This window comes from Allocoprobacillus halotolerans (assembly GCF_024399475.1).
GTDB lineage: Bacteria > Bacillota_I > Bacilli_A > Erysipelotrichales > Coprobacillaceae > Allocoprobacillus > Allocoprobacillus halotolerans.
Window position 1 is genome coordinate 1278526 of the sequence record NZ_CP101620.1, and the last position, 20405, is coordinate 1298930.

At 31.3% G+C, this 20405-nt stretch carries 21 protein-coding genes, 2 pseudogenes and 1 riboswitch; of the genes and pseudogenes, 21 read left to right on the plus strand and 2 right to left on the minus strand.

The features are described 5' to 3' along the window. Positions 1 to 91 precede the first annotated feature (91 nt). From NMU03_RS07665 to NMU03_RS07700, 9 genes are all read left to right on the plus strand, one after another. Positions 92 to 370 carry a hypothetical protein gene (locus NMU03_RS07665; protein WP_290142041.1) on the plus strand — a complete coding sequence of 93 codons (279 nt, stop codon included), beginning with the start codon at positions 92 to 94 and terminating at the stop codon, positions 368 to 370. Beyond that, the gene (locus NMU03_RS07670; protein ID WP_290142042.1) at positions 265 to 615 is read left to right on the plus strand and encodes an aldo/keto reductase; all 351 of its coding nucleotides are present in this window, start codon (positions 265 to 267) and stop codon (positions 613 to 615) included. Before NMU03_RS07665 ends, NMU03_RS07670 begins: the two co-directional genes overlap by 106 nt. Then, positions 603 to 1121 (plus strand): 4Fe-4S dicluster domain-containing protein, encoded by a 519-nt coding sequence (locus NMU03_RS07675; RefSeq protein WP_290142043.1) that lies wholly within the window; start codon positions 603 to 605, stop codon positions 1119 to 1121. Before NMU03_RS07670 ends, NMU03_RS07675 begins: the two co-directional genes overlap by 13 nt. Positions 1122 to 1164: 43 nt before the next feature. Further along, a complete protein-coding gene (locus NMU03_RS17635) occupies positions 1165 to 1710 on the plus strand; it encodes an HAD hydrolase family protein (RefSeq protein WP_353956667.1) in 546 nt (181 codons plus the stop codon). 29 nt (positions 1711 to 1739) lie between these two features. Next, positions 1740 to 2006, plus strand: a complete 267-nt coding sequence (locus tag NMU03_RS17640) for an HAD hydrolase family protein (protein WP_353956668.1) — start codon at positions 1740 to 1742, stop codon at positions 2004 to 2006. A gap of 124 nt (positions 2007 to 2130) precedes the next feature. Continuing rightward, on the plus strand, positions 2131 to 2898 hold the full coding sequence (locus NMU03_RS07685; protein ID WP_290142044.1) for a ParB/RepB/Spo0J family partition protein: 768 nt from the start codon (positions 2131 to 2133) through the stop codon (positions 2896 to 2898). A 162-nt stretch (positions 2899 to 3060) separates the two neighbouring features. Continuing rightward, positions 3061 to 4062 (plus strand): MATE family efflux transporter, encoded by a 1002-nt coding sequence (locus NMU03_RS07690; RefSeq protein WP_290142045.1) that lies wholly within the window; start codon positions 3061 to 3063, stop codon positions 4060 to 4062. A gap of 23 nt (positions 4063 to 4085) precedes the next feature. Beyond that, positions 4086 to 4433 (plus strand): MATE family efflux transporter, encoded by a 348-nt coding sequence (locus NMU03_RS07695; RefSeq protein ID WP_290142046.1) that lies wholly within the window; start codon positions 4086 to 4088, stop codon positions 4431 to 4433. Positions 4434 to 4450: 17 nt separating this feature from the next. Next, positions 4451 to 6187, plus strand: coding sequence for an HAD-IA family hydrolase (locus tag NMU03_RS07700; RefSeq protein WP_290142047.1), 1737 nt, complete (start codon positions 4451 to 4453; stop codon positions 6185 to 6187). Positions 6188 to 6589: 402 nt separating this feature from the next. Here the strand turns inward: NMU03_RS07700 and NMU03_RS07705 are convergent, their stop codons facing one another. Then, positions 6590 to 7165, minus strand: coding sequence for a M14 family metallopeptidase (locus NMU03_RS07705; protein WP_290142048.1), 576 nt, complete (start codon positions 7163 to 7165; stop codon positions 6590 to 6592). 316 nt (positions 7166 to 7481) lie between these two features. On the opposite strand from NMU03_RS07705, the gene NMU03_RS07710 reads away from it, so the two are divergent. From NMU03_RS07710 to NMU03_RS07765, 12 genes and pseudogenes are all read left to right on the plus strand, one after another. Continuing rightward, entirely contained in the window at positions 7482 to 8447 is a 966-nt protein-coding gene (locus NMU03_RS07710; protein ID WP_290142049.1) for an SIS domain-containing protein, read from the plus strand. Between the two features lie 172 nt (positions 8448 to 8619). Next, on the plus strand, positions 8620 to 9831 hold the full coding sequence (locus NMU03_RS07715) for a sigma 54-interacting transcriptional regulator (RefSeq protein ID WP_290142050.1): 1212 nt from the start codon (positions 8620 to 8622) through the stop codon (positions 9829 to 9831). A gap of 38 nt (positions 9832 to 9869) precedes the next feature. After that, positions 9870 to 11324: a PRD domain-containing protein gene (locus NMU03_RS07720; RefSeq protein ID WP_290142051.1), complete on the plus strand. Its 1455-nt coding sequence runs from the start codon at positions 9870 to 9872 to the stop codon at positions 11322 to 11324. A 155-nt stretch (positions 11325 to 11479) separates the two neighbouring features. Continuing rightward, entirely contained in the window at positions 11480 to 11905 is a 426-nt protein-coding gene (locus NMU03_RS07725; protein ID WP_290142052.1) for a PTS sugar transporter subunit IIA, read from the plus strand. Positions 11906 to 11922: 17 nt separating this feature from the next. Then, positions 11923 to 12387, plus strand: coding sequence for a PTS sugar transporter subunit IIB (locus NMU03_RS07730; RefSeq protein ID WP_290142053.1), 465 nt, complete (start codon positions 11923 to 11925; stop codon positions 12385 to 12387). 20 nt (positions 12388 to 12407) lie between these two features. Continuing rightward, on the plus strand, positions 12408 to 13193 hold the full coding sequence (locus NMU03_RS07735) for a PTS mannose/fructose/sorbose/N-acetylgalactosamine transporter subunit IIC (protein WP_290142055.1): 786 nt from the start codon (positions 12408 to 12410) through the stop codon (positions 13191 to 13193). A 21-nt stretch (positions 13194 to 13214) separates the two neighbouring features. Beyond that, positions 13215 to 14051 (plus strand): PTS system mannose/fructose/sorbose family transporter subunit IID, encoded by an 837-nt coding sequence (locus NMU03_RS07740; RefSeq protein WP_290142057.1) that lies wholly within the window; start codon positions 13215 to 13217, stop codon positions 14049 to 14051. A 100-nt stretch (positions 14052 to 14151) separates the two neighbouring features. Next, positions 14152 to 14254, plus strand: a riboswitch (TPP riboswitch). A 114-nt stretch (positions 14255 to 14368) separates the two neighbouring features. Then, positions 14369 to 15120, plus strand: a pseudogene (gene thiM, locus NMU03_RS07745) (hydroxyethylthiazole kinase). Continuing rightward, positions 15107 to 15742, plus strand: a complete 636-nt coding sequence (gene thiE / locus NMU03_RS07750; protein WP_290142058.1) for a thiamine phosphate synthase — start codon at positions 15107 to 15109, stop codon at positions 15740 to 15742. Before thiM ends, thiE begins: the two are co-directional and overlap by 14 nt. After that, the gene (locus NMU03_RS07755) at positions 15739 to 16371 is read left to right on the plus strand and encodes an HAD family hydrolase (RefSeq protein ID WP_290142060.1); all 633 of its coding nucleotides are present in this window, start codon (positions 15739 to 15741) and stop codon (positions 16369 to 16371) included. The genes thiE and NMU03_RS07755 overlap by 4 nt, the downstream gene beginning before the upstream one ends. Positions 16372 to 16442: 71 nt before the next feature. Continuing rightward, positions 16443 to 17146, plus strand: a pseudogene (thiD, locus tag NMU03_RS07760) (bifunctional hydroxymethylpyrimidine kinase/phosphomethylpyrimidine kinase). A 403-nt stretch (positions 17147 to 17549) separates the two neighbouring features. Further along, positions 17550 to 18851, plus strand: a complete 1302-nt coding sequence (locus NMU03_RS07765) for an MATE family efflux transporter (protein WP_290142062.1) — start codon at positions 17550 to 17552, stop codon at positions 18849 to 18851. Between the two features lie 34 nt (positions 18852 to 18885). Here the strand turns inward: NMU03_RS07765 and NMU03_RS07770 are convergent, their stop codons facing one another. After that, the gene (locus NMU03_RS07770; protein WP_290142064.1) at positions 18886 to 20373 is read right to left on the minus strand and encodes a GNAT family N-acetyltransferase; all 1488 of its coding nucleotides are present in this window, start codon (positions 20371 to 20373) and stop codon (positions 18886 to 18888) included. Positions 20374 to 20405: the final 32 nt, after the last annotated feature.

Consider the following 20405-nt stretch of genomic DNA (forward strand, 5'->3'; position numbering starts at 1 on the left):
AAATGTCCTTATTGTCATCAAGTTCAAAATATCAGACTTTCAAAAGGAAATAGATTGTGTTACAATAAAAGCAGGAAAAGAGGTTAGGAGTATGAAGGAAATTATTTTAGGGAGTACAGGGATTCAAGTTGTGCAAAATGCTTTTGGAGCTTTACCAGTGCAAAGAGTTTCAAAAGAAGAAGGCGTTAAAATTTTAAGAAAAGCTTATGATGGAGGTATGCGTTTTTTGATACTGCTAGAGCTTATAGTGACAGTGAGGAAAAAGTGGGTGAAGCTTTGCATATTTATCCAAGAGAGAGCTATTATATTGCAACCAAAACAATGGCAACAACACCAGAAGAATTTTGGAAACAATTGGATCAATCATTAACATTATTGCAAACTGATTATATTGATATTTATCAGTTTCATTGTGCTTCACAAGTTTATGCACCTGATGATGGTACAGGAATGTATGAATGTATGTTAGAAGCAAAAAAACAAGGAAAGATTAGACATATTGGGATTACTGCTCATCAGCTTCAAGTCGCTTTAGATGCAGTTGATTCAAAGTTATATGAAACACTTCAGTTTCCATTTAGTTATTTATCATCAAAAAAGAATTGGAACTTGTAGAAAAATGTCAAGCAGCTAATATCGGATTTATTGCGATGAAAGGTTTAGCTGGAGGGTTAATTAATCAATCTCGATTAGCTATGGCATATATGAGTCAATTTGATCATGTTTTACCTATTTGGGGAATTCAAAAAGAAAGTGAATTAGATGAATGGTTATCTTATATGCAAAATACACCAGTTCTTGATGATGAAATGAAAGCTTTTATTGAAAAAGAAAAAACAGAGTTATCAGGAGATTTTTGCCGAGGATGTGGATATTGTATGCCTTGTCCTGCAGGTATTATGATTAATCAATGTGCGCGTATGTCATTAATGTTAAGACGTGCTCCATCAAAGAGCTGGTTAACACCTGAAATGCAAGCTGAAATGAAGAAAATTGAGAATTGTTTACATTGTGGATTATGTTCAAGCAAATGTCCATATGAATTAGATACTCCAACATTATTACAAAAGAACTATGAAGATTATCAAAAAGTTTTATCAGGAGAAGTGAAAGTTCAATAACAGCATGTTATAATGAAAACAATAGAAATAAAGGAGAGAAATTATGAGTAAGATTGTATTTTTAGATGTTGATGGAACATTGATTGATTATGAGGCAAAGTTGCCAGCTTCAGCGGCTAAAGCTGTCGATCAGGCACGTGCGAATGGGCATAAGGTTTATATTTGTACAGGATGTTCAAAAGCTGAAATTGAACAAAGAAATTTGTGTGAATTAGATGGTATGATTGGTGGTAATGGTGCTTATGTCGAAGACCATGGACATGTGGTTATGCATCAGGGATTATCTAAAGAAGATGTTAAACATATTGTGGATTGGTGTAATGAAAGACATTTAGGTTTTTATTTAGAGGCTAATAGCGGTATGTATTGTAATGATTATATGTATGAACAAGGTCCTGAAGTCATGGTTAAATATGCTCAAGGTAAAGGTGCAGATTTAACAAAAGCGAAAGAATCATCAAAACGTTTTATAGATGGATTTATTCATTTACAAGGTGAAGATTTATATCGTGATGATGTCAATAAAATTAGTTTTATTTTAAGCAGCTATCAAGATCACTTAGATTCTCAAAAGAATTCCCACACTTGATTGCTAATACTTGGGGAGGTAAAGGAGAAGTGGCATTATATGGTGATTTAGGACCTGCTGGTATTACTAAAAGACATGCGATTGAAGTGTTATTAGACTATTTAGGTGCTGATCAAAAAGATACGATTTCATTTGGTGATGCTAAAATTGATTTATCAATGTTTGAATGTTGTGATTATAATGTTGCAATGGGTAATGGTGGCGAAGAAATTAAAGCTGCTGCTGATTATATTACAACCGATGTCAATGATGATGGATTATATAATGCTTTCCGTTATTTAAATTTAATTGATTAAAAATAAACAGTTATCAATAAGTGATGAGAAAAACTTGTTGATAATTGTTTTTTGTATGATTGATTTCTTTTGTTTTTTGGATAAAGATGTTATAATAAGGAACGGATTATAAGGAGTGGATTTTGTGAAAGAACCAAAATATAAATTTATAGATATTCATAAAATTGAAGCAAACGGACATCAGCCAAGAACACATTTTGAAAAAGAAAAGATTCAGGAATTAGCCGTATCCATTCAACAAAATGGTTTATTACAACCGATTGTTGTAAGACCCTATCAAGGAAAATATCAGATTGTTGTGGGGGAAAGACGTTATCGTGCTTGCCTTTTAGCGGGAATTGAGGAAGTGCCATGTCTTATACAAAATTATGACGAACACCAGACTGCCACAGCCGCTATTGTAGAAAATATTCAAAGAGAAAATTTATCAGCGATTGAAGAAGCTTTAGCTTATCAACAAATCTTAGATACACAAAATATAACTCAAGAAGAATTGGCACAAAAAGTGGGGAAGAAACAATCAACAATTGCCAATAAATTAAGATTATTACAATTACCAATGACTGTTCAAGAAGCGGTCAGAAGAAAAGATATTACAGAACGTCATGCCAGAGCTTTATTGAAATTAGATACAACTGCAAAACAAAATAATATGTTAAGAGAAATCATGGATAAAGGATTAAATGTTGAGCAGACAGAAGAAAAAATCAAGAAGAAAACAGAACCAAAAAAACCAAAGCCTAAGACTAAAAGTATCTCACAGAATCTTAAGATTGCGATGAATACATTGGATCAGGCAGCATTAATGGTACAACAGGCTGGAGTAGAAACGACTGTTGATATTTCAGAAACAGAGGATGAAGTTGTTTATGTGATAAAGATGAAAAAATAGGACTGTTAGTTTTATATGACTAATGGTCTTTTTTTGTGTTAAAAATGTAGAAAATAGTTTCATTTGAGTGTTTAAAGCATAAAAAAAGTGATGATTGTTTAAACACAACATTTCTTTTCATTTTGTATTTTATAAAATATGGCTGAAAGGGGTGATGTGTGAATGCTAATGAAATTAAAAAAGTATATTGGACCACAAATATTTTATAGACGTGTTTTTTCTATGGCTATACCATTAGGTTTTCAACAACTCATATCTAGTTGTATGGGAATTATTGATTCTTTAATGGTTTCATGGATTGGACAGGTGACAGCGGTTGGAACAGCAGTTCAAATTGAAACACTATGTACTTCAGTATCGTGGGCATGTGCCACAGGAGTTGGTATTTTCTCAGTTCAGTTTTTTGGTGCAAGAGATTATAAAAACTTAAAGAAATCGTTTGGATTGAGTGTTGTTTTAGCTGTTATTTCTGGAGCAATATGGTTTTTTATTGCAACCTTTTTTGGTGAAAATATTTTAAGATTTTATATTAATGATTCAAAAGTAATAGCAAATGGACTTTTATATCTTAATATTGCGAAATATTCTTATTTTCCTTTAGCATTAAGTTTTGTTTTTAATCTAACATATCGTAATATTAATAAACCTAAAGTTCCATTAATAGTTGGTATAGTCGCTATGCTTATAAATATTGTCGCAAATTATGTCTTTATTTTTGGACTTTATGGTTTTCCTGCTTTAGGTATTCAAGGAGCAGCCCTTGGAACATGTCTAGCACAGATGATAGCATTATGTATTCATATTGTATTTGCGTGTAGTACTCACCAACCCTTTATTGGAACAATGAAAGAAATGTTTACTCTTAAGATGAGATTTGTTAGACCAATCTTACAAAAAACACTATCTATTGTGGTTAATGAATTGTTCTTTGGATTTGGATCAACATTATTTATTAAGGCTTTTGGTGCTTTGGGAACACAGTCAATGGATGCATATTATGTTGGTGAAAAAATATCAAACTTATTCTACGCTTTTGCGAATGGTTTTTCCAATGCTGTGGCAGCGATTATTGGTGTTTCACTAGGTAGTGGAAATGGACATAAGGCAAAAGAAGAAGGCGATTATTTGATGAGTTTATCAGCTATTATGTCAGTATTTTTTTAATATTTATTTATTGTTCTTCACAAATGTTAGTCAATATATTTGATTTGACAAATGAACAAGTAATCAAAGAAGCGGTTCTTATTGTTAAGGTTTTTGCTTTGCGTATTGCCTTGCGTTTCTTTATTGTGATTGTTTTTTCATCTTTACGTGCTGGTGGAGATTCAAAGGTTTTAACATTGCTTGATAGTGGATTGATGTGGAGTGTAGGTATTCCTTTGGCATTTATAAGTGTTCATGTTTTTCATATTCAAAGCATTGCATTGGTTTTTCTGATTTGTCAATTAGAACAAATTATACGTGTGTATTTAGGTATGAAACGTTATCAAAAAGGAAAGTGGATAGTTAATTTAACAACTTATGTTATGGAATAATGAGAAGGTGAAAAGATATGTTACCAAAATTAGTTATATTTGATGTAGATGGATTAATGTTAGATACAGAAGCCAGATGGCAGGAAGCTTGGCAAATAAAAGGTGAACAATATGGAATTCCTGATCTTGGGAAAAAGACATTTTTAAAATGTGTAGGGAGAAATGGTGCAGAAGTTGAAGCGATTATTTATGAAGATTTAAAGGATTATGAAAATCCATTAGAGATATTAAAAGAAGTTAGAGCATATGGTAGTCAACTTTTAGATGAGAGGATTGATATAAAAAAAGGATTGGTTGAGTTATTGGAATTTTTAAAGAGTCAATCTATATCAATTGCTGTTGCGACAGCGACTATAAAAACAACAACATATGAACGCTTATCAAGACTTCATCTATTAGATTATTTTGATTATATATTGTGTGGTGATGAAGTTCAATTAAGAAAACCACATCCTGAAATCTATCAAAAAGTCATTGAACATTTTCATGTTTTACCTCAAGAAGCAATGGTTTTAGAAGATTCATATGTAGGTGTAGAAGCTGCTTATCGTGCGCATATTCCTTGTGTTATGATACCTGATTTGGCTATGCCTCAAGATAAACAAAAACAAGAAACGATGGCTATTGTTTCCTCGTTATTGGATGTTATTGATTTATTAAAAGATGAAATGATTAATAACCAAGAACCAACAATGCTTACTTATATTAAAGAAACACCTTATCAATTAGAATGGAATGTTTACCATATTCAAGAGATAACTCAAGAACTGGTTCAATTATATTTACAAAATGATTATAACAGCATTTGGTTGATTGCCTGTGGTTCAAGTTTTAATGGGGCACAATGTGCCAAACCATTTTTAATGAAGTATCTTCATTGTGATGTTAAAGTCATTTCACCAATGACATTTGTATATAGTGAACATCAAATGACAGATAAAGATTTTGTTGTTGTTATATCACAAAGTGGACGTTCAACAAATTGTATACAAGCATTAAAATTATTAAAAGATATGAAAAAACAAGCTGTTGGATTAACAGGATGTATTGATTCTCCTTTAAAAGAATATGGAGATAGAGTTATAGATTATTCAATGGGAATTGAAAAAGTTGGTTATGTCACAAAAGGAATCACTGTTTTATCACAATATTTGATGTTGTTTGCTTTAGAAGTAAGCTTAAAGAAAGGATTGACGAATCAAAAAGATTATCAAGCAATCATTGAAGAACTCAAAGCTATTCCTTCTCGTCATCAAATCATGCAAAAACAAACGAAAGATTTTTATCAAAAGCATCAATGTGAAATGACATCTATGGATATATCATTTTTGATTGGATTTATGCAAAGTTATGGTATTGCTTTAGAAGGTGCATTAAAAATGGCAGAAACAATCAAAATGCCATGCATGGCTTATGAAGCCGAAGAATTTGTGCATGGATTTAATCTTCAATTAACTCCTCGTTATACAGTTTGGTGTATAGATGGTTGTTTAAAGGGAAGTCAACGTCTTATTCAAATTTATCAGGCTATAAATAGTGTAACACCTCATGTTTATGCTATTACAAACAGTCCTGATATTGATGATGATCATGCAATCAGAATACCATTTGAAATGACTGAACCGCTTTTGATGCCACTTTATATATTACCTGTTTTTCAAATCATTGCTTATCAAGTGAGTGAAGAATTACAAACATGGAATACTCATCCAAGATTCTCACAATTTAAAAACTATATACAAACAAAAAAATGAAAAGAAATAAGTAAAATGCTTATTTCTTTTCATTTAATGATGGATGATAATACCCCATAAGCAATTAAAGCTGTTTCTTTTTTAAAGGAAGTCCACTTGTATAATAGAAAACTATACCATCTTCTTTCGCAACAAATTCTTGAATGATATGCCCATAAAAATCTTCAATATATCCTATTTTTTGTCCTTTGAGAATTATTTGATGCGTTTCTACTAATGGATACCATAATCCAACACATGGAGAAGTGAGGTAAATGGTTTTTGTGAAAATCTTTTGGTCTTGAATTTTTGTTTGAGATAAATGTGGATAAGAATAAATGTGAAGATACTCAAGGAGTGAAAATATATCATTTTCATCTTCTTGAATCCATTGAGGATAACACTGTTGACCATATCCTCTTTCTAAGAGAATCCCTGGTATATGAAGATAATTGGCAGCATAACTATATTCTCCCGTTGTCGCAAAGGACTCAATAAAGTATGGAACATTGAAATGTTTAGCGGTACCGCTAAAGATTGTTCTCTCACTTGTTTGCAATGTGGAAAAAATAAACAGGGCGTTAGATTTTCACGACCACCACCACTATGTATATCTAATATAAAGTCAACATGTGGAAAGACCTCTCGAACAAAGAAATCAGCAATACGCATACTTTCACTTCCATGAGGATCACCGGGATATACTTGATTGAGATTGCCTTGATCTTCAGGTAAAACAGCACTGGTTTTTGCCCAAAAGCCATTGACGTTTACACAATGAAAGATAATGATTTTTCCATGTACATCTTTAGGATCAATCTTTTTGGCGACATTGATGGTAGCGGGAATGCCAGGATATTCACCACTGTGGATACCTGCAGTTATAAGTAGACAAGGACCATCGTGTGCACCATGAATAATTGTTGTGGGAATATGATAATTGTCAACATGGGGTTGAATTGATAATTGTTGTTTTGTTCCTTTTTTTATATTTAACATATTAAAATAGCCTCCTTTTTTATGATTATAATCTATTAAAATACAAAGATGTTGTTGTGTTGTTCATTCGACATTATTTTTATTTTTTAAACACTCTTTATTTGTTTTTCAACACAAAATAGCTTATATAAAAAATAACTGTGTGATAATTAATAAAAAATATAAAGAAAAAGTGTCGAAGTATGTCAAAAAGTACAAATTCAATAACAAAAGTAACTTATCATAGTCAAATATATCAACACTCAATATGTCTTTTTGATGATTTTGTTATAGTGGACATGTAAAGAACAAGAACATCAAAAAGGAGGATATAGAAATGTTTGATGTCAAAAAAACAATTGAAGAAATTATTTCACAAAAAGAAATTAAAAATTTAAGTTTTGCCGGTGTTGGAGGATCTTTAGCATGTTTCTATGCTGCATATTATTATGTACAAAGAGAAGCTAAAGGAATAACAACAAGCTATACTTCAGCAAATGAATTTGTTCATGATACACCAGCATGTATTGGTGAAAATTCTATTGTTGTGATTGCTTCTAGAGGAGGAAATACTGCTGAAACAGTAGAAGCAGGACGTGTCGCAAAAGCAAAAGGAGCAACTGTTATTGGGTTAACTCATGAAGAAGGAGATAATGGTATTCATGAAGTTTCAGATTATACAATCGTTTTTGAAGATGGTGAAGGTGTTCCATTTGAAGTTGGAAAATCTGCTTATATCTTAAAAATTGCTTATGAAACTTTACATCAAGTAGAAAATAGTGGGCCATATGAAGCTATGGTAGATGCAATGAATAAGATGAATGATATTGTACCAGCTGCTCAAAAAGCTATTGTTCCAGAAGCTATCAAATTCTCAGTAAATTATAAAGATAATTCAATTATTTATACAATGGGAAGTGGGACTGCATGGTCAGCTGCACAACAAGAAACAATTTGTATTTTAATGGAAATGCAATGGATTAATTCAGCTGTTATTCATACTGGAGAATACTTCCATGGTCCATTTGAAATCACTGATCCAGATACAGCATTCTTACTTTTAAAATCAACTGGAAAAACACAACCACTTGATGATAGAGCTATTCAATTCTTGGATCAATACAATCATCATCATACAGTTGTAGATTTGGAAAAATATGGATCTAAAGAATTAGGTGAAGTCAGTGAATACTATGATTATGATTTCCACACTGCATTATTAAGCGTATTTAATCAGTTATTAGCTGATATGAGAGATCATCCATTAAGCAAGAGAAAATATATGTGGAAATATAAATATTAAAATGAATTTTTAGTAGAAAGTGAGGATTTATTTGAACCTCACTTTCTATAAAATGATGTGTAAACACAGAAAAGATAATGTTTAATTTTTCGACACTAAATCATCTAAAAAGCAAATTAGTGTATATTTAAATGTATAAAAAAAGTTATTTTGCAAGAGAGGGTGAGTAAATATGACAGGGAGTACGAAAAGTATCATTTTAAATTATATGAGTGATTTAACACAGAATTTTGATTTTACTCAAGTCAATCATTTTACAGCTTCATCTATTGCAAAAGAAATGCATATTAGTCGTAGTTTAGCAAGCCAATATCTTAATGAACTTGTGAAAGAAAAACAAGTCATGAAAATTAATTCTCGACCAGTTTATTTTCTACATCGACAAAAAATGGAAGAATTATTTCATTTAGTCTTTCAAGATGATGACTTTTATGATTTAGAGGAAGTTAAGCAATATATTAATGAACATTCAGTAGGAGATGGAGATTATTCTCAAATTATTGGATATGATAAATCTCTAGCTGAACCTATTAAACAATTAAGAGAAGCATTTGAGTATCCACCAAGTGGTTTGCCGGTTGTTTTATATGGGGATAAAGGAACTGGAAAAAGAACGCTTAGTCAAATCATTTACGAAAACGCTGCAAGAAGAGGTAAAATCAGTGAAAAAGCAAAAGTTTTCAAAATTGAATTTACACCTACGAATAGTGATCAAGTTTCAGTAAAAATCTTTGGTGATAATACAAAGAAAGGGATTATAGATCATTATGATGATATCGTTTTGATATTAGCTGGTGCACAGTATATGTCAGAAAGCTTTCAAGAAAAGCTATGTCATCTTATTGAAATGGATAAAGATAGAAGTGCTAAAAAGTTAAAATATATTCATAAGAATATAAGATATATCATTCTATCTGATATTCATCCTCATCATTTTATGATTGATCGTCTTGTGAAAAACATTCCTGTGATTATTTCATTACCTTTATTAAAAGAAAAAAGTAAAGAAGAAGTGGAAGAGCTTATTATTCATTTGATGGTTAATGAAGGAAAAAAGATGAATAAAGTCATCAAGGTAAGCAGTAGTGTTTTAAGAGCATTGGTAAATGGTGATTATCCACAAAACTTAATTGGTTTACAATCAGCGATACAAATTATGTGTGCTTCAGCTTTAAAAGAAAACAGGGGTGTCCAAGAAGTTGTTATTCATACATATCATTTACCTGAATACTTACTTAGAACACTTCCTATTGTGACAGATGAAGATATTATTTATATTGATACAACGTCATATAAGAAAAGTGAACAAATTGATTTTATTCTTGATTACTTTAGTACGATTTTAAAAACATTTTTAAAGAACAAGATTTTGAAGAATCTTTAAAAGATGCGAAACATCATTTTGATTTATTAAGTGATTTCTTGTCTTATAAACAAAGAATTGCTCCTGATCGCATTAAAGGTATTGAAATTTCATTGTCCCATATTTTTGATACAGTTCTCAAAAAGCGTTATATGAATTTACCAAGTGGATTTAGTTATACATTTGCGAAACTTATGTATATTAATGAGCTTTATCATTCTTCAATATATAAATGGCAACAGAAAAATCATTTGAATATCGATAATGTTTTAATGCGACTGAAAGAAAACTGTATTAATGAGTCTTTGATTGTAGAAGAAATGATTAGATTGATTAATTCTAATTTAGAAACTGATATTGATGATTTCTTTAAATTAATTATGATTATGAATTTGAATCATTATAATACAGTCAGAAAAAATCAAAAGATATTTGGTATTATTGTTTGTCATGGATATTCAGCAGCAACTTCAATTGCTGAAGCAGTAAATAGTTTATTAGAAAGTTATATATTTGATGCTGTAGACATGCCTTTAGATATAACAATTGATGAGATTAAAGAAATGTTAGTAGAACGTTTGAATCGTATGCATAGTAATGCTGATGTTATTGTGATGGTAGATATGGGTTCATTAGAATTATTAGGAAAAAGCTTAAGTACAGCTATCAATTGCAATGTTGGTGTGATTAATAACGTATCAACAAGATTAGCTTTAAATACAGGGAATGCTATTCTAAATGAAAACAACATGAAAACGATTTTAGAAAAAGTCAGTGCTGATTCTAAAGCAAAGTATACAATTGTTAAAAGACAGAAGATGGATGCCATTATCTTTACAAGTGAAAGTGGAATTCAAACAGCACAGCGAATGCGAGAATTATTTGAAAATAGTTTATCAGTTAAACAAATTCCTGTTGATTTAGTTGTATGTGATTACAATCAATTGATTTCTAATGGAAACAGTCATGAAGTTTTTAATAATAATAATGTTCTCTTTATTACTGGAACTGCCAATCCACATGTAAGTGGTCAACAATTTGTAGCCTTAGAAGATATTATTTCAGGACATTATATTGAAATTATTATGGAACGTTTATCAAAATATATGGATGTTGCAGAATTAGATAACTTGATTAGTAATTTAAGAAAGAATTTTACTTTACTCAATGTCGTAGGATATTTAACAATTTTAAATCCAAAAGTTTTATTAGATAACGTCAGTATGGCAATAGATGTTTTACAAGATTATATGCATAGAAAATTTGATGGGAAAACACTTATAGGTTTATATATACATGTTTGTTGTCTGATTGAAAGATTAGTTACAAAAACAGCAATTACTGATTTTGATGGTTTAGAAGACTTTGAAACAAATAATTCAAAATTTATTCAATATGTACATGATGCTTTTCTTGTTATTTCAAAAAGATATAACATTACAATTCCAACAAGTGAAATAGCTTATCTTCATGAATTTATAGAAGCAGATGAGCGTAAAGAAAAGATTGAATAAAGTTAATGAATAACTCCTTTCCATTATGAAGAAGGAGAAAATACCAACGATGAAACTGAGGAGTTGTTGTCATATACACTTATTAATAATGTTGTTGTATGAACCTTCTTCAGCAAAATAAGAATATTTTGGCACGAAAGGAATGAATAGAAGAAATGGAAAAAAGTAAAAAGATAATTATAGCCACACATGGCTATCTTGCCGATGGATTTGTAAGCGCTTTAAATATTATTGTGGGAGAGCATGAAGATATTCAAGCAGTATGTTGTTATACAACACCAGATTTTGATTTGGATCAAGTAATCATAAAGATCATGGAAAATCATGATTTTGAAAAGAAAGATTTAATTATTTGTACAGATATATTAGGTGGAAGTGTAAATAATGGATTTGTGAAATATTTAGGAACATATCCATTTCATTTGATGACAAACGTTAACTTAGCTTTTTTGATAGATTTATTATTAACAACACCATCAATTACTCCTGATGTATTAAAAATGAAGGAAAAAGAAGAATTGTTTGGTGTGAAATATATTAATAGTTCAGTTGGAAATATTGATGAAGATGATGATTTATAATTAGGAGGTGACATGGAATGATAAAAGCAGTAAGAGTTGATCATAGATTAGTACATGGACAAGTTGCATTTACATGGACACATTATTTAGCAGTATCAAGAATTATTGTTATTGATGATAAGGCAGCTAATGATGAATTTCAAAAAATGGCATTAAATATGTCTAAACCAGCGGGTGTTAAATTGAATATTTTTACTGTGGAAAAAGCTTTGTCTAAGATGCCTAAAGTTGAAGAACTTAAAGATACTATTTTTATTGTTTTTGGTTGTACAAAAGATGCCGCTAGATTTATAGAAAAATATCCAAAAATTAAAGAAATCAATTATGGTGGTATCGCTAAAAAAGAAGGATCAAAATTATATTCAGATGTTGTTTATTTAAATGATGAGGAAGTTGAAGATTCAAAGAAAATCATGGATTGTGGAACAAAAATATTTATGCAACAGCTTCCTTCAACAAAAAGAGAAGAATTAAAAATTTGATAAATGAGGAGGAAAAATAAATGTTATTAAATGCAATTGTGATTGGTTTAATCGCTGTATTTGGTAGATTAGATTCACGAATGTTAGGGCGATTAAATTTTGAAAGACCATTAATTACCTGTACACTTGTAGGTTTGTTTTTAGGAGATCTAAAAACAGGTTTAGCAGTCGGAGCTTCTATGGAAATGGTAAGCTTAGGATTTATGAGTATTGGAGCATCAGGTTTTGATATGAACATGGGTGCGATTGTTGGGTGTGCTATTGTTATTATGACTGGTTCAGATATTTCAGCAGCATTAGCTATCGCAACACCTATGACATTATTAAGTACTTTAATTGAAACTGGGGCTTCAGTTGTTCGTATTAGTATGACACATATGATTGATAATTGTGTGGCTCAAGGTAATTTTAAAAGAGCAAAAACAATTAATATTTTTTGGGGACCAGCTTTATATGCTATTTGTTATTTTATTCCTGTATTTATTGCAGTTTACTTTGGTGCAGATTTAATTAACGCTATTAATAATGTTATTCCTGAATTTGTATTAAATGGAATTACTTTAGGTGCGAACTTAGTAGCATTCTTTGGATTTGCGATGTTGCTTTCAGTTATGATTAATAAGAAAAATGCGATTTTCTTCTTCCTTGGATTTGCGATAGCTGCTTATTCAGGAATAAGTTTAACTGGTATTGCTATTTTTGCTGTTATTTTCGCTGTAGTTTTATATCAATTAAAATATGATAATGATTCAAAATTACAAACTGCTAATGGTTCAGTAGATGAATTAGATGAGTTAGATGATTAATAAGGTTAGGAGGATTATAAAATGTCAAAACAAGGTCTAGAAGTACAAAAAAATTATCCGTTAAAAAAGAAATGTAAAGAATTCTTTTGGGGTGGGTGGTGTATGCAGACCAACTGGAATTATGAACGACAAATGAATACGGCTTTTATGTGGGGTATTTCTAAAACATTAGATCGTTTATATCCAAACCCAGAAGATCTTGAAAAGAAAAAAGAAAGATATAATGCAGCTTTGGAATTCTTCAATATTACACCTCAATGTGGAGCTTTCGTATTAGGATTAACAGCTGCTATGGAAGAAGAATATGCTGAACATCCAGATACATTTAATCCTGAAATGATTACAAATGTTAAAACTGCATTAATGGGTCCATTATCAGGAATTGGAGATTCATTATTTCAAGGAACTGTTAGAATTATCGCTATGAGTATTGGTATTTCTTTAGCACAGAAAGGTTCCATTTTAGGACCAATCATTGCTATCTTAATTTCGTTTGCTGTAAGTTTTCCAATTACATGGTATGGTGGTAAACTTGGTTATGTTAAAGGACAAGAAGTTATTCATCAGATGTCAGAAAGTAATTTGATGGATAAAGTGATGTATGCTTGTTCAATTGCTGGGCTTATAGTTGTTGGTGGTATGTGTGCAACTTTAGTCAACATTACAACACCAATCGTTTATAATGAAACATTAGTATTACAAGAAGTGTTAGATGGAATTATGCCTGCATTACTTCCATTATGTTTAACTGGTATTATGTATTATTTTGTTAAAAAAGGTGTTCACCCAATTGTGATTGTTATTGCTTGTTTTGTTGTTGGAGTTGTATTAAATTACTTCGGTATACTTGCTGTATAAAACATTCTTTGAAGATAGAGAACTGAAACGCTTCAGTTCTTTTTCTATTTTAAAAATAATTTCATCTTTTTTTGACGTATAAAAATAACCATGTTATGATTATAAAAGAAATGGGAGCTTATAGATAGGCTGAGAGGAAGTTGTGAACTTCGACCATACCTGATTTGGATAATGCCAACGTAGGGATAGAAGATTGATGGTAAGAGTATATCCCTATGATATATTCTTTTTGTTAGGAGAAAAATATGTTTGAAGATATGATGAAACAAGTTAGACAAGTTAAACCATTGATTCATTGTATAACCAATAAGGTAACAATGAATGATTGTGCCAATGCATTATTGGCAGTTGGCGGAAGTCCAATTATGGCAGATGATGAAGCTGAAGTAGAAGATATTACATCTATTTGTCAGGGATTAGTGATTAATATTGGTACATTAAATCAAGCCACGATTCCTTCCATGATAAAAGCAGGAAAAAAGCCAATGAACTTCACCATCCCGTCTTATTGGATCCAGTAGGAATAGGGGCAAGTCAGTTACGTCACCAAACCGTTAAACAGCTAATTAATCAAGTTCATTTTGATGTGATAAGAGGAAATATTTCTGAAATGAAAGCCTTGATGAATATGCAGTCTTTATCAAGGGGTGTTGATGCCAATGAGGCAGATACTATCACTGATGATAATTTAGATAAAAATATTGCTTGGTTACAACAGTTAAGTTTGAAAACAGGTGCCATTATTGCTGTAAGTGGAGCTATTGATGTCATTGTGAATGATCAGCGTGCATTTGTTGTGAAAAATGGATGCGCAGATATGTCTTTAATTACAGGAACAGGATGCATGTTGAGTGCTATCATGTCCGCCTTTTTAACAACACACCATGATTATTCATTAGAAGCATGTGCATATGTGACAGCTTTGATGGGATATTGTGGAGAACTGGCTAAACAAAAAGTGATGGATAAGAATTTAGGTATAGGCAGTTTAAGAGTTTATTTAATGGATTATTTATCAATGGTTAATGATAGTATGTTGAAAGAAGGAATGAAGATTGAAGAAAGATGAAATTAAACAAGCAATGCCTCTTTATTTAGTGACTGATCGTCGCTGGTTAAAAGAGCCATTAAGTGAAGCAGTGGAAAAAGCGATTCAAGGTGGGGTAACATGCATCCAATTAAGAGAAAAGCATTTGAGTCAAGAAGAATTTATCAACGAAGGTAAAACACTTTTGAATATTTGTCATCAATATCACATACCTTTAATTATTAATGATGATATAGATGTGATGTTAGAAGTAGATGCTGATGGCATTCATGTAGGACAAAATGATATGGACGCTAAAACTGTTAGAAAAATGATTGGATCTGATAAAATATTAGGTGTGTCAGTACGCACAGTTGATCAGGCTTTAAAAGCTCAAGATAATGGAGCAGATTATTTGGGTGTGGGTTCTGTTTTTGTGACACATACCAAAGATGATGCTAAACATGTGGATATACAAACATTAAAAGTTATTTGTCAATCGGTTGATATTCCCGTTATTGCGATAGGTGGGATTGGACAAGATAATATTTTAGAATTGCAACAAAGTGGGATTGATGGAGTTGCTGTTGTGAGTGCTATTATGGCCCAGGATGATATTGTTAAAGCATCGCAAGATTTAAAAAGATTAGTCAAACAGTTATGAAAACATATATTATTGATTTAGATGGTACATTGGTTGATTCTATGCATATTTGGGAAGTTTTGGCTATCCATTATTTACAAAGTCTAAACAAAGATATCAAGCCAAATCTTATAGAAGATTTAAAAACCATGTCGTTAACACAAGCCGCTATCTATCTACAAAAAGAATATGGAATAGAGAAAACTATCAAAGATATTCAAAAAGATTTTATCAAACAACTATGGAAAGAATATGAAGATGTTTCCTTGAAAGCAGGTGTTATTGAATTTTTAGAAAAATGTTATCAAGAACATCAAGATGTTATTATTTTTACTGCTAATGATTCTTTATTAACACAACATTTATGTCAAAGATTACATATTGATCAATTTATTAAACACATTATTTCATGTCAGGATATAGGTTATGATAAAACAGATAGTCAAAGCTATCAAAAAGTAATAGAAAAATATCATTTGGAAGATTGTATTGTGATTGAAGATGCTTATCATGCCCTAAAAAGTGCAAAAACCGCTAAGTTAAAAACATGGGCTATTTATGATAAAGCCAATCAAAAAGAATGGAAACAGATATGTCAAATTGCCAATCAGTATTTTATGACGTTTTATGAAATGGAGGTTATTAAATGAAAACAGTTTTAACAATTGCTGGAACAGATCCTACAGGAGGAGCAGGAGCACAAGCAGATTTAAAAACATTTATGGCACATAAGGTGTATGGGATGAGTATTATAACTGCATTGGTTGCGCAAAACACATTAGGTGTAAAGGATATTATGGATGTGACACCACATTTTTAGAAGAACAGTTTCAATGTGTATTTGAAGATATTTATCCCGATGCTGTGAAGATTGGTATGGTTTCTCAGCCAGAATTGATTCATAAGATTGTTGAACAATTAAAAAAATATCAGGCAAAAAATATTGTTGTAGATCCAGTTATGGTGTCTACAAGTGGTTCACGTCTTTTGGCAGACAGTGCTTTAGAAGCTTTGAAAAATGAATTGATTCCTATATCATGTATTATTACTCCAAATATTCCTGAGGCTGAAGTTTTGGTTAATCACCCTATTCAAAGCAAGGAAGATATGATTCAGGCTACTAAAGAAATTCAACAATGGTATCAAGGTGCTATTTTGATTAAAGGTGGACATTTTGAACAAAGAGCTGATGATTTGCTAGTGATTGATGGACAAGTTTATTGGTTAGAATGTGAACATATAGATAATCCTAATACGCATGGAACAGGATGTACTTTATCAAGTTCTATTGCATCGCATTTGGCATTAGGTTATGATTTAAAAACAAGTGTGGAAAAAGCCAAAGCATATATTACTGGTGCTTTAAAAGCAAATCTTGATTTAGGACATGGTAGTGGACCGCTCAATCATTGCTGGAATTTATAAGAGTTTGTTGTGAAGATTACAGGATTTATAGGGTAAGTATGATATAATGGCATCAAGACATGTCATTAAGGTTTGCTGTCGAGTAAACCAGAGAGCATTGGTTTCGTATCGTTAGGCCATTGAAGATACGAAAATCAATGCTTTTATTTTATGGAGGAGAGATAAAAATGAAAGAAATGCGTAGAAAAAGACAGGCTTTATCAAAAGAAGAATGTATAGAAGCTTTAAAAAGAGGAACGTCAGGCAATAGAAACATTAGCGTTAAAATATTCTCCTAGTGAAAGTGAAGAAAGTCGTACACAGGAAATTGAACGTTTTTGGAAAACTTTATGTATGTTAGAATGAGATATTAAAGATATGACAGGAAAACAGGCTATTGAATTGGTACAAAAGGGGTAAAAATATGGTTAAGAAAAGTTTGTTTGAATTTTTTCGTTATACTTCTTTAAATGTATTAGGGATGATTGGTTTATCATGTTATATTTTAGCGGATACTTTCTTTGTGTCTCAAGGAATAGGAACGGATGGTTTAACAGCTTTAAATTTGGCTATTCCGATTTATAGTTTTATTCATGGTAGTGGCTTAATGATTGGCATGGGTGGTGCAACAAAATATTCCATTTTAAAAAGTCAGGAACATCATCAAGGTGCGAATAAAATTTTTACACATGTCCTTTGTTTAGCGGGATGTTTTGCTTTGATTTTTGTATTGATTGGTATCTTTTTATCAGGAACTATTATTTCTTTATTTGTTGATCAGGGACATGTGTTTGATATGTCTAAGACTTATTTACAAGTCATTTTATTGTTTGCTCCAGCATTTTTACTTAATAATGTTTTACTTTGTTTTGTTAGAAATGATGGTGCACCACAATTATCAATGGCAGCTATGCTAGGTGGAAGTTTTTCTAATATTATTTTAGATTATATCTTTATATTTCCATGTCAAATGGGTATTTTTGGAGCCGTTTTTGCGACAGGATTAGCACCTATTATCAGTATGATAATTCTTTCATCGCATTTTTTATGTAAGCATAATCAATTTTATATCCAAAAATGTCAAATACAATTAGGAAGAATTGTAGGTATTTTATCAACAGGTATTCCTTCGCTGGTAACAGAAGTTTCTTCTGGTGTTGTGATGATTGTTTTTAATGCAATTATCCTTCGATTAACAGGAAATGTGGGAGTCTCTGCTTATGGCGTTGTTGCTAATCTTTCATTAGTTATCATGGCAATTTATACAGGTATTACGCAAGGAATCCAACCATTAATGAGCAGAGACTACGGTTTAAATGATTGGGGTAATATTCAACGTATATTAAAATATGCTCTTATCACTATGTTGGTTTTATCAGCCGTGATTTATGCTTGTATATTTTTGGAAGCAGATGTCATCACTCAAATCTTTAATAGTGAAAACAATGCCGAGTTACAAACAATTGCCTCACAAGGCTTAAAACTTTATTTCATAGCTTGTCCATTTGCTGGATTTAATATTATTGTAGCCATGTATTTAACATCTATTGAACATCCTTATCCTGCTCAAATGATTTCCATATTAAGAGGTTTTATTATCATTATTCCAATGGCATTTCTTTTATCACAAATTGCCCAAATGAACGGTGTCTGGTGTTCTTTTCCAATTAGTGAATTGATTGTCACAACATTAGGCTGTGTTATGATGATGAAGATAAGAAAATAGAGAGTAAAAAACTGTGTTGTTTTGAAACACAGTTTTATAATACAAATTTATAGATTTTGACTTGTCTTTTACCTTCTTGATACATATCATGAGTGGGTGGTATATCAGCAAGCTCAACAAACTCTCCACCTGCGATTTCACAAGTACGAGAAGATGCAATGTTTTCTGGAACACATGTAATGATGACATATTGAAGTTGATGCTTTTTGGCTAATTGAAATAAAAGTTGACACGCCTTAGCAGCATATCGATGTCCACGATAAGATTCATCTATATCATAACCAATATTTCCACCAATATAAGTAAGTTCATTATGACCGATTCTTAAATCACAGTGTCCTATGACAGTTCCATTGTGTAGACATATTTCAAAACGATAAGCTGGAAACCATCTCTTTTCAGGAATAGCCTCACATGTTTCAACAAGCTTTAAATAGATTTCATCATTTTTTAAATCACTTACATCATAAAACATAAACTTCTCCTTATGTGATTCAAAAGCAATACATACAGGAGCAGGTATTTCAATCGTTGAATCTGTTAAAATAAGCTCTTCTGTTTCTTCGTTAAAAGTCATTACTTGGAGAAGGTTGCTACCTTGGCAGGCGATAATTAAATACTTGTCATCAAGAATCTGGAAATCTCTTGGTTCTTTACCAGTATGCACCATATATAATAAAGATATTTTTCCACTTTCTTGATTAACACGATACATCGCAATGCTGTCATGTCCACGATTAGAAACAAAGAGATGATGACCACTTTTTGTCAGACGAATAGCGGCAGCACTTGAAAAGCCGTTAAAATGTTTAGGAATACAATGAATCGCTTGGATCAATTGGAAATGCCCTTGATAATATTTAAAGACCATAATATTATTGGCAATTTCATTGACAAGATATGCAAAACGTCCATCTTTAGAGAATATCATATGACGAGGACCAGAACCAGGTACAATATTTAAAGTATAATCAGGATCTTCTAATAAAACACCTTGAGAGTAACGATACATGACTACTTTATCGGCTCCTAAGTCCACAGAATAAACAAACTCTTGATCTGGGGTAATGCCCACATAATGAGCATGTGGACCTGTTTGACGTTTTAATAAGTCAGGACCTAAACCAACATGATGAACAGCACATATCTTTTGTGTAATAATACTATTTTCTAATTGATAAGAAGCTGTTGCTCCTACATGATAGTTTGCTGCAAAAAGATAACGATTGTTTTGATCAACACAAAGATGAGTATAAGAACGACCACTGGAATGATAGTTATTATTTAAAAGTAATTCATCTTTATAAATAGAAAAACTTCCTAATCCTCCACCATTACTATGAGAACTAGCATTTTTATAAGCAACATATAAGGTATGGTTATTGCATATCATATAAGAAGGAAAATCCTGTGTTTCAATTTGTTGAACACGTTTCATTTCTAATGTTTCTTCATTGAGTTTCATGATATAAATTCCTTTATCATGGTGTTTGCCATAACTTGACACATAAAAAACTTTCATGGGCATAGCTCCTTTCGTTATATAAAATCATT

Excerpts from the sequence above, each read along its gene's own strand:
- NMU03_RS07705 (WP_290142048.1), bottom strand. The coding sequence starts at position 7,165 with ATGTTAAATATAAAAAAAGGAACAAAACAACAATTATCAATTCAACCC.
- NMU03_RS07710 (WP_290142049.1), top strand. The coding sequence starts at position 7,482 with ATGTTTGATGTCAAAAAAACAATTGAAGAAATTATTTCACAAAAAGAA.
- NMU03_RS07715 (WP_290142050.1), top strand. The coding sequence starts at position 8,620 with ATGACAGGGAGTACGAAAAGTATCATTTTAAATTATATGAGTGATTTA.
- NMU03_RS07755 (WP_290142060.1), top strand. The coding sequence starts at position 15,739 with ATGAAAACATATATTATTGATTTAGATGGTACATTGGTTGATTCTATG.
- NMU03_RS07665 (WP_290142041.1), top strand. The coding sequence starts at position 92 with ATGAAGGAAATTATTTTAGGGAGTACAGGGATTCAAGTTGTGCAAAAT.
- NMU03_RS07740 (WP_290142057.1), top strand. The coding sequence starts at position 13,215 with ATGTCAAAACAAGGTCTAGAAGTACAAAAAAATTATCCGTTAAAAAAG.
- NMU03_RS07725 (WP_290142052.1), top strand. The coding sequence starts at position 11,480 with ATGGAAAAAAGTAAAAAGATAATTATAGCCACACATGGCTATCTTGCC.
- NMU03_RS07770 (WP_290142064.1), bottom strand. The coding sequence starts at position 20,373 with ATGAAAGTTTTTTATGTGTCAAGTTATGGCAAACACCATGATAAAGGA.
- NMU03_RS07695 (WP_290142046.1), top strand. The coding sequence starts at position 4,086 with ATGTTAGTCAATATATTTGATTTGACAAATGAACAAGTAATCAAAGAA.
- NMU03_RS07765 (WP_290142062.1), top strand. The coding sequence starts at position 17,550 with ATGGTTAAGAAAAGTTTGTTTGAATTTTTTCGTTATACTTCTTTAAAT.
- NMU03_RS17635 (WP_353956667.1), top strand. The coding sequence starts at position 1,165 with ATGAGTAAGATTGTATTTTTAGATGTTGATGGAACATTGATTGATTAT.
- NMU03_RS07700 (WP_290142047.1), top strand. The coding sequence starts at position 4,451 with ATGTTACCAAAATTAGTTATATTTGATGTAGATGGATTAATGTTAGAT.
- NMU03_RS07690 (WP_290142045.1), top strand. The coding sequence starts at position 3,061 with ATGCTAATGAAATTAAAAAAGTATATTGGACCACAAATATTTTATAGA.
- NMU03_RS07735 (WP_290142055.1), top strand. The coding sequence starts at position 12,408 with ATGTTATTAAATGCAATTGTGATTGGTTTAATCGCTGTATTTGGTAGA.
- NMU03_RS07730 (WP_290142053.1), top strand. The coding sequence starts at position 11,923 with ATGATAAAAGCAGTAAGAGTTGATCATAGATTAGTACATGGACAAGTT.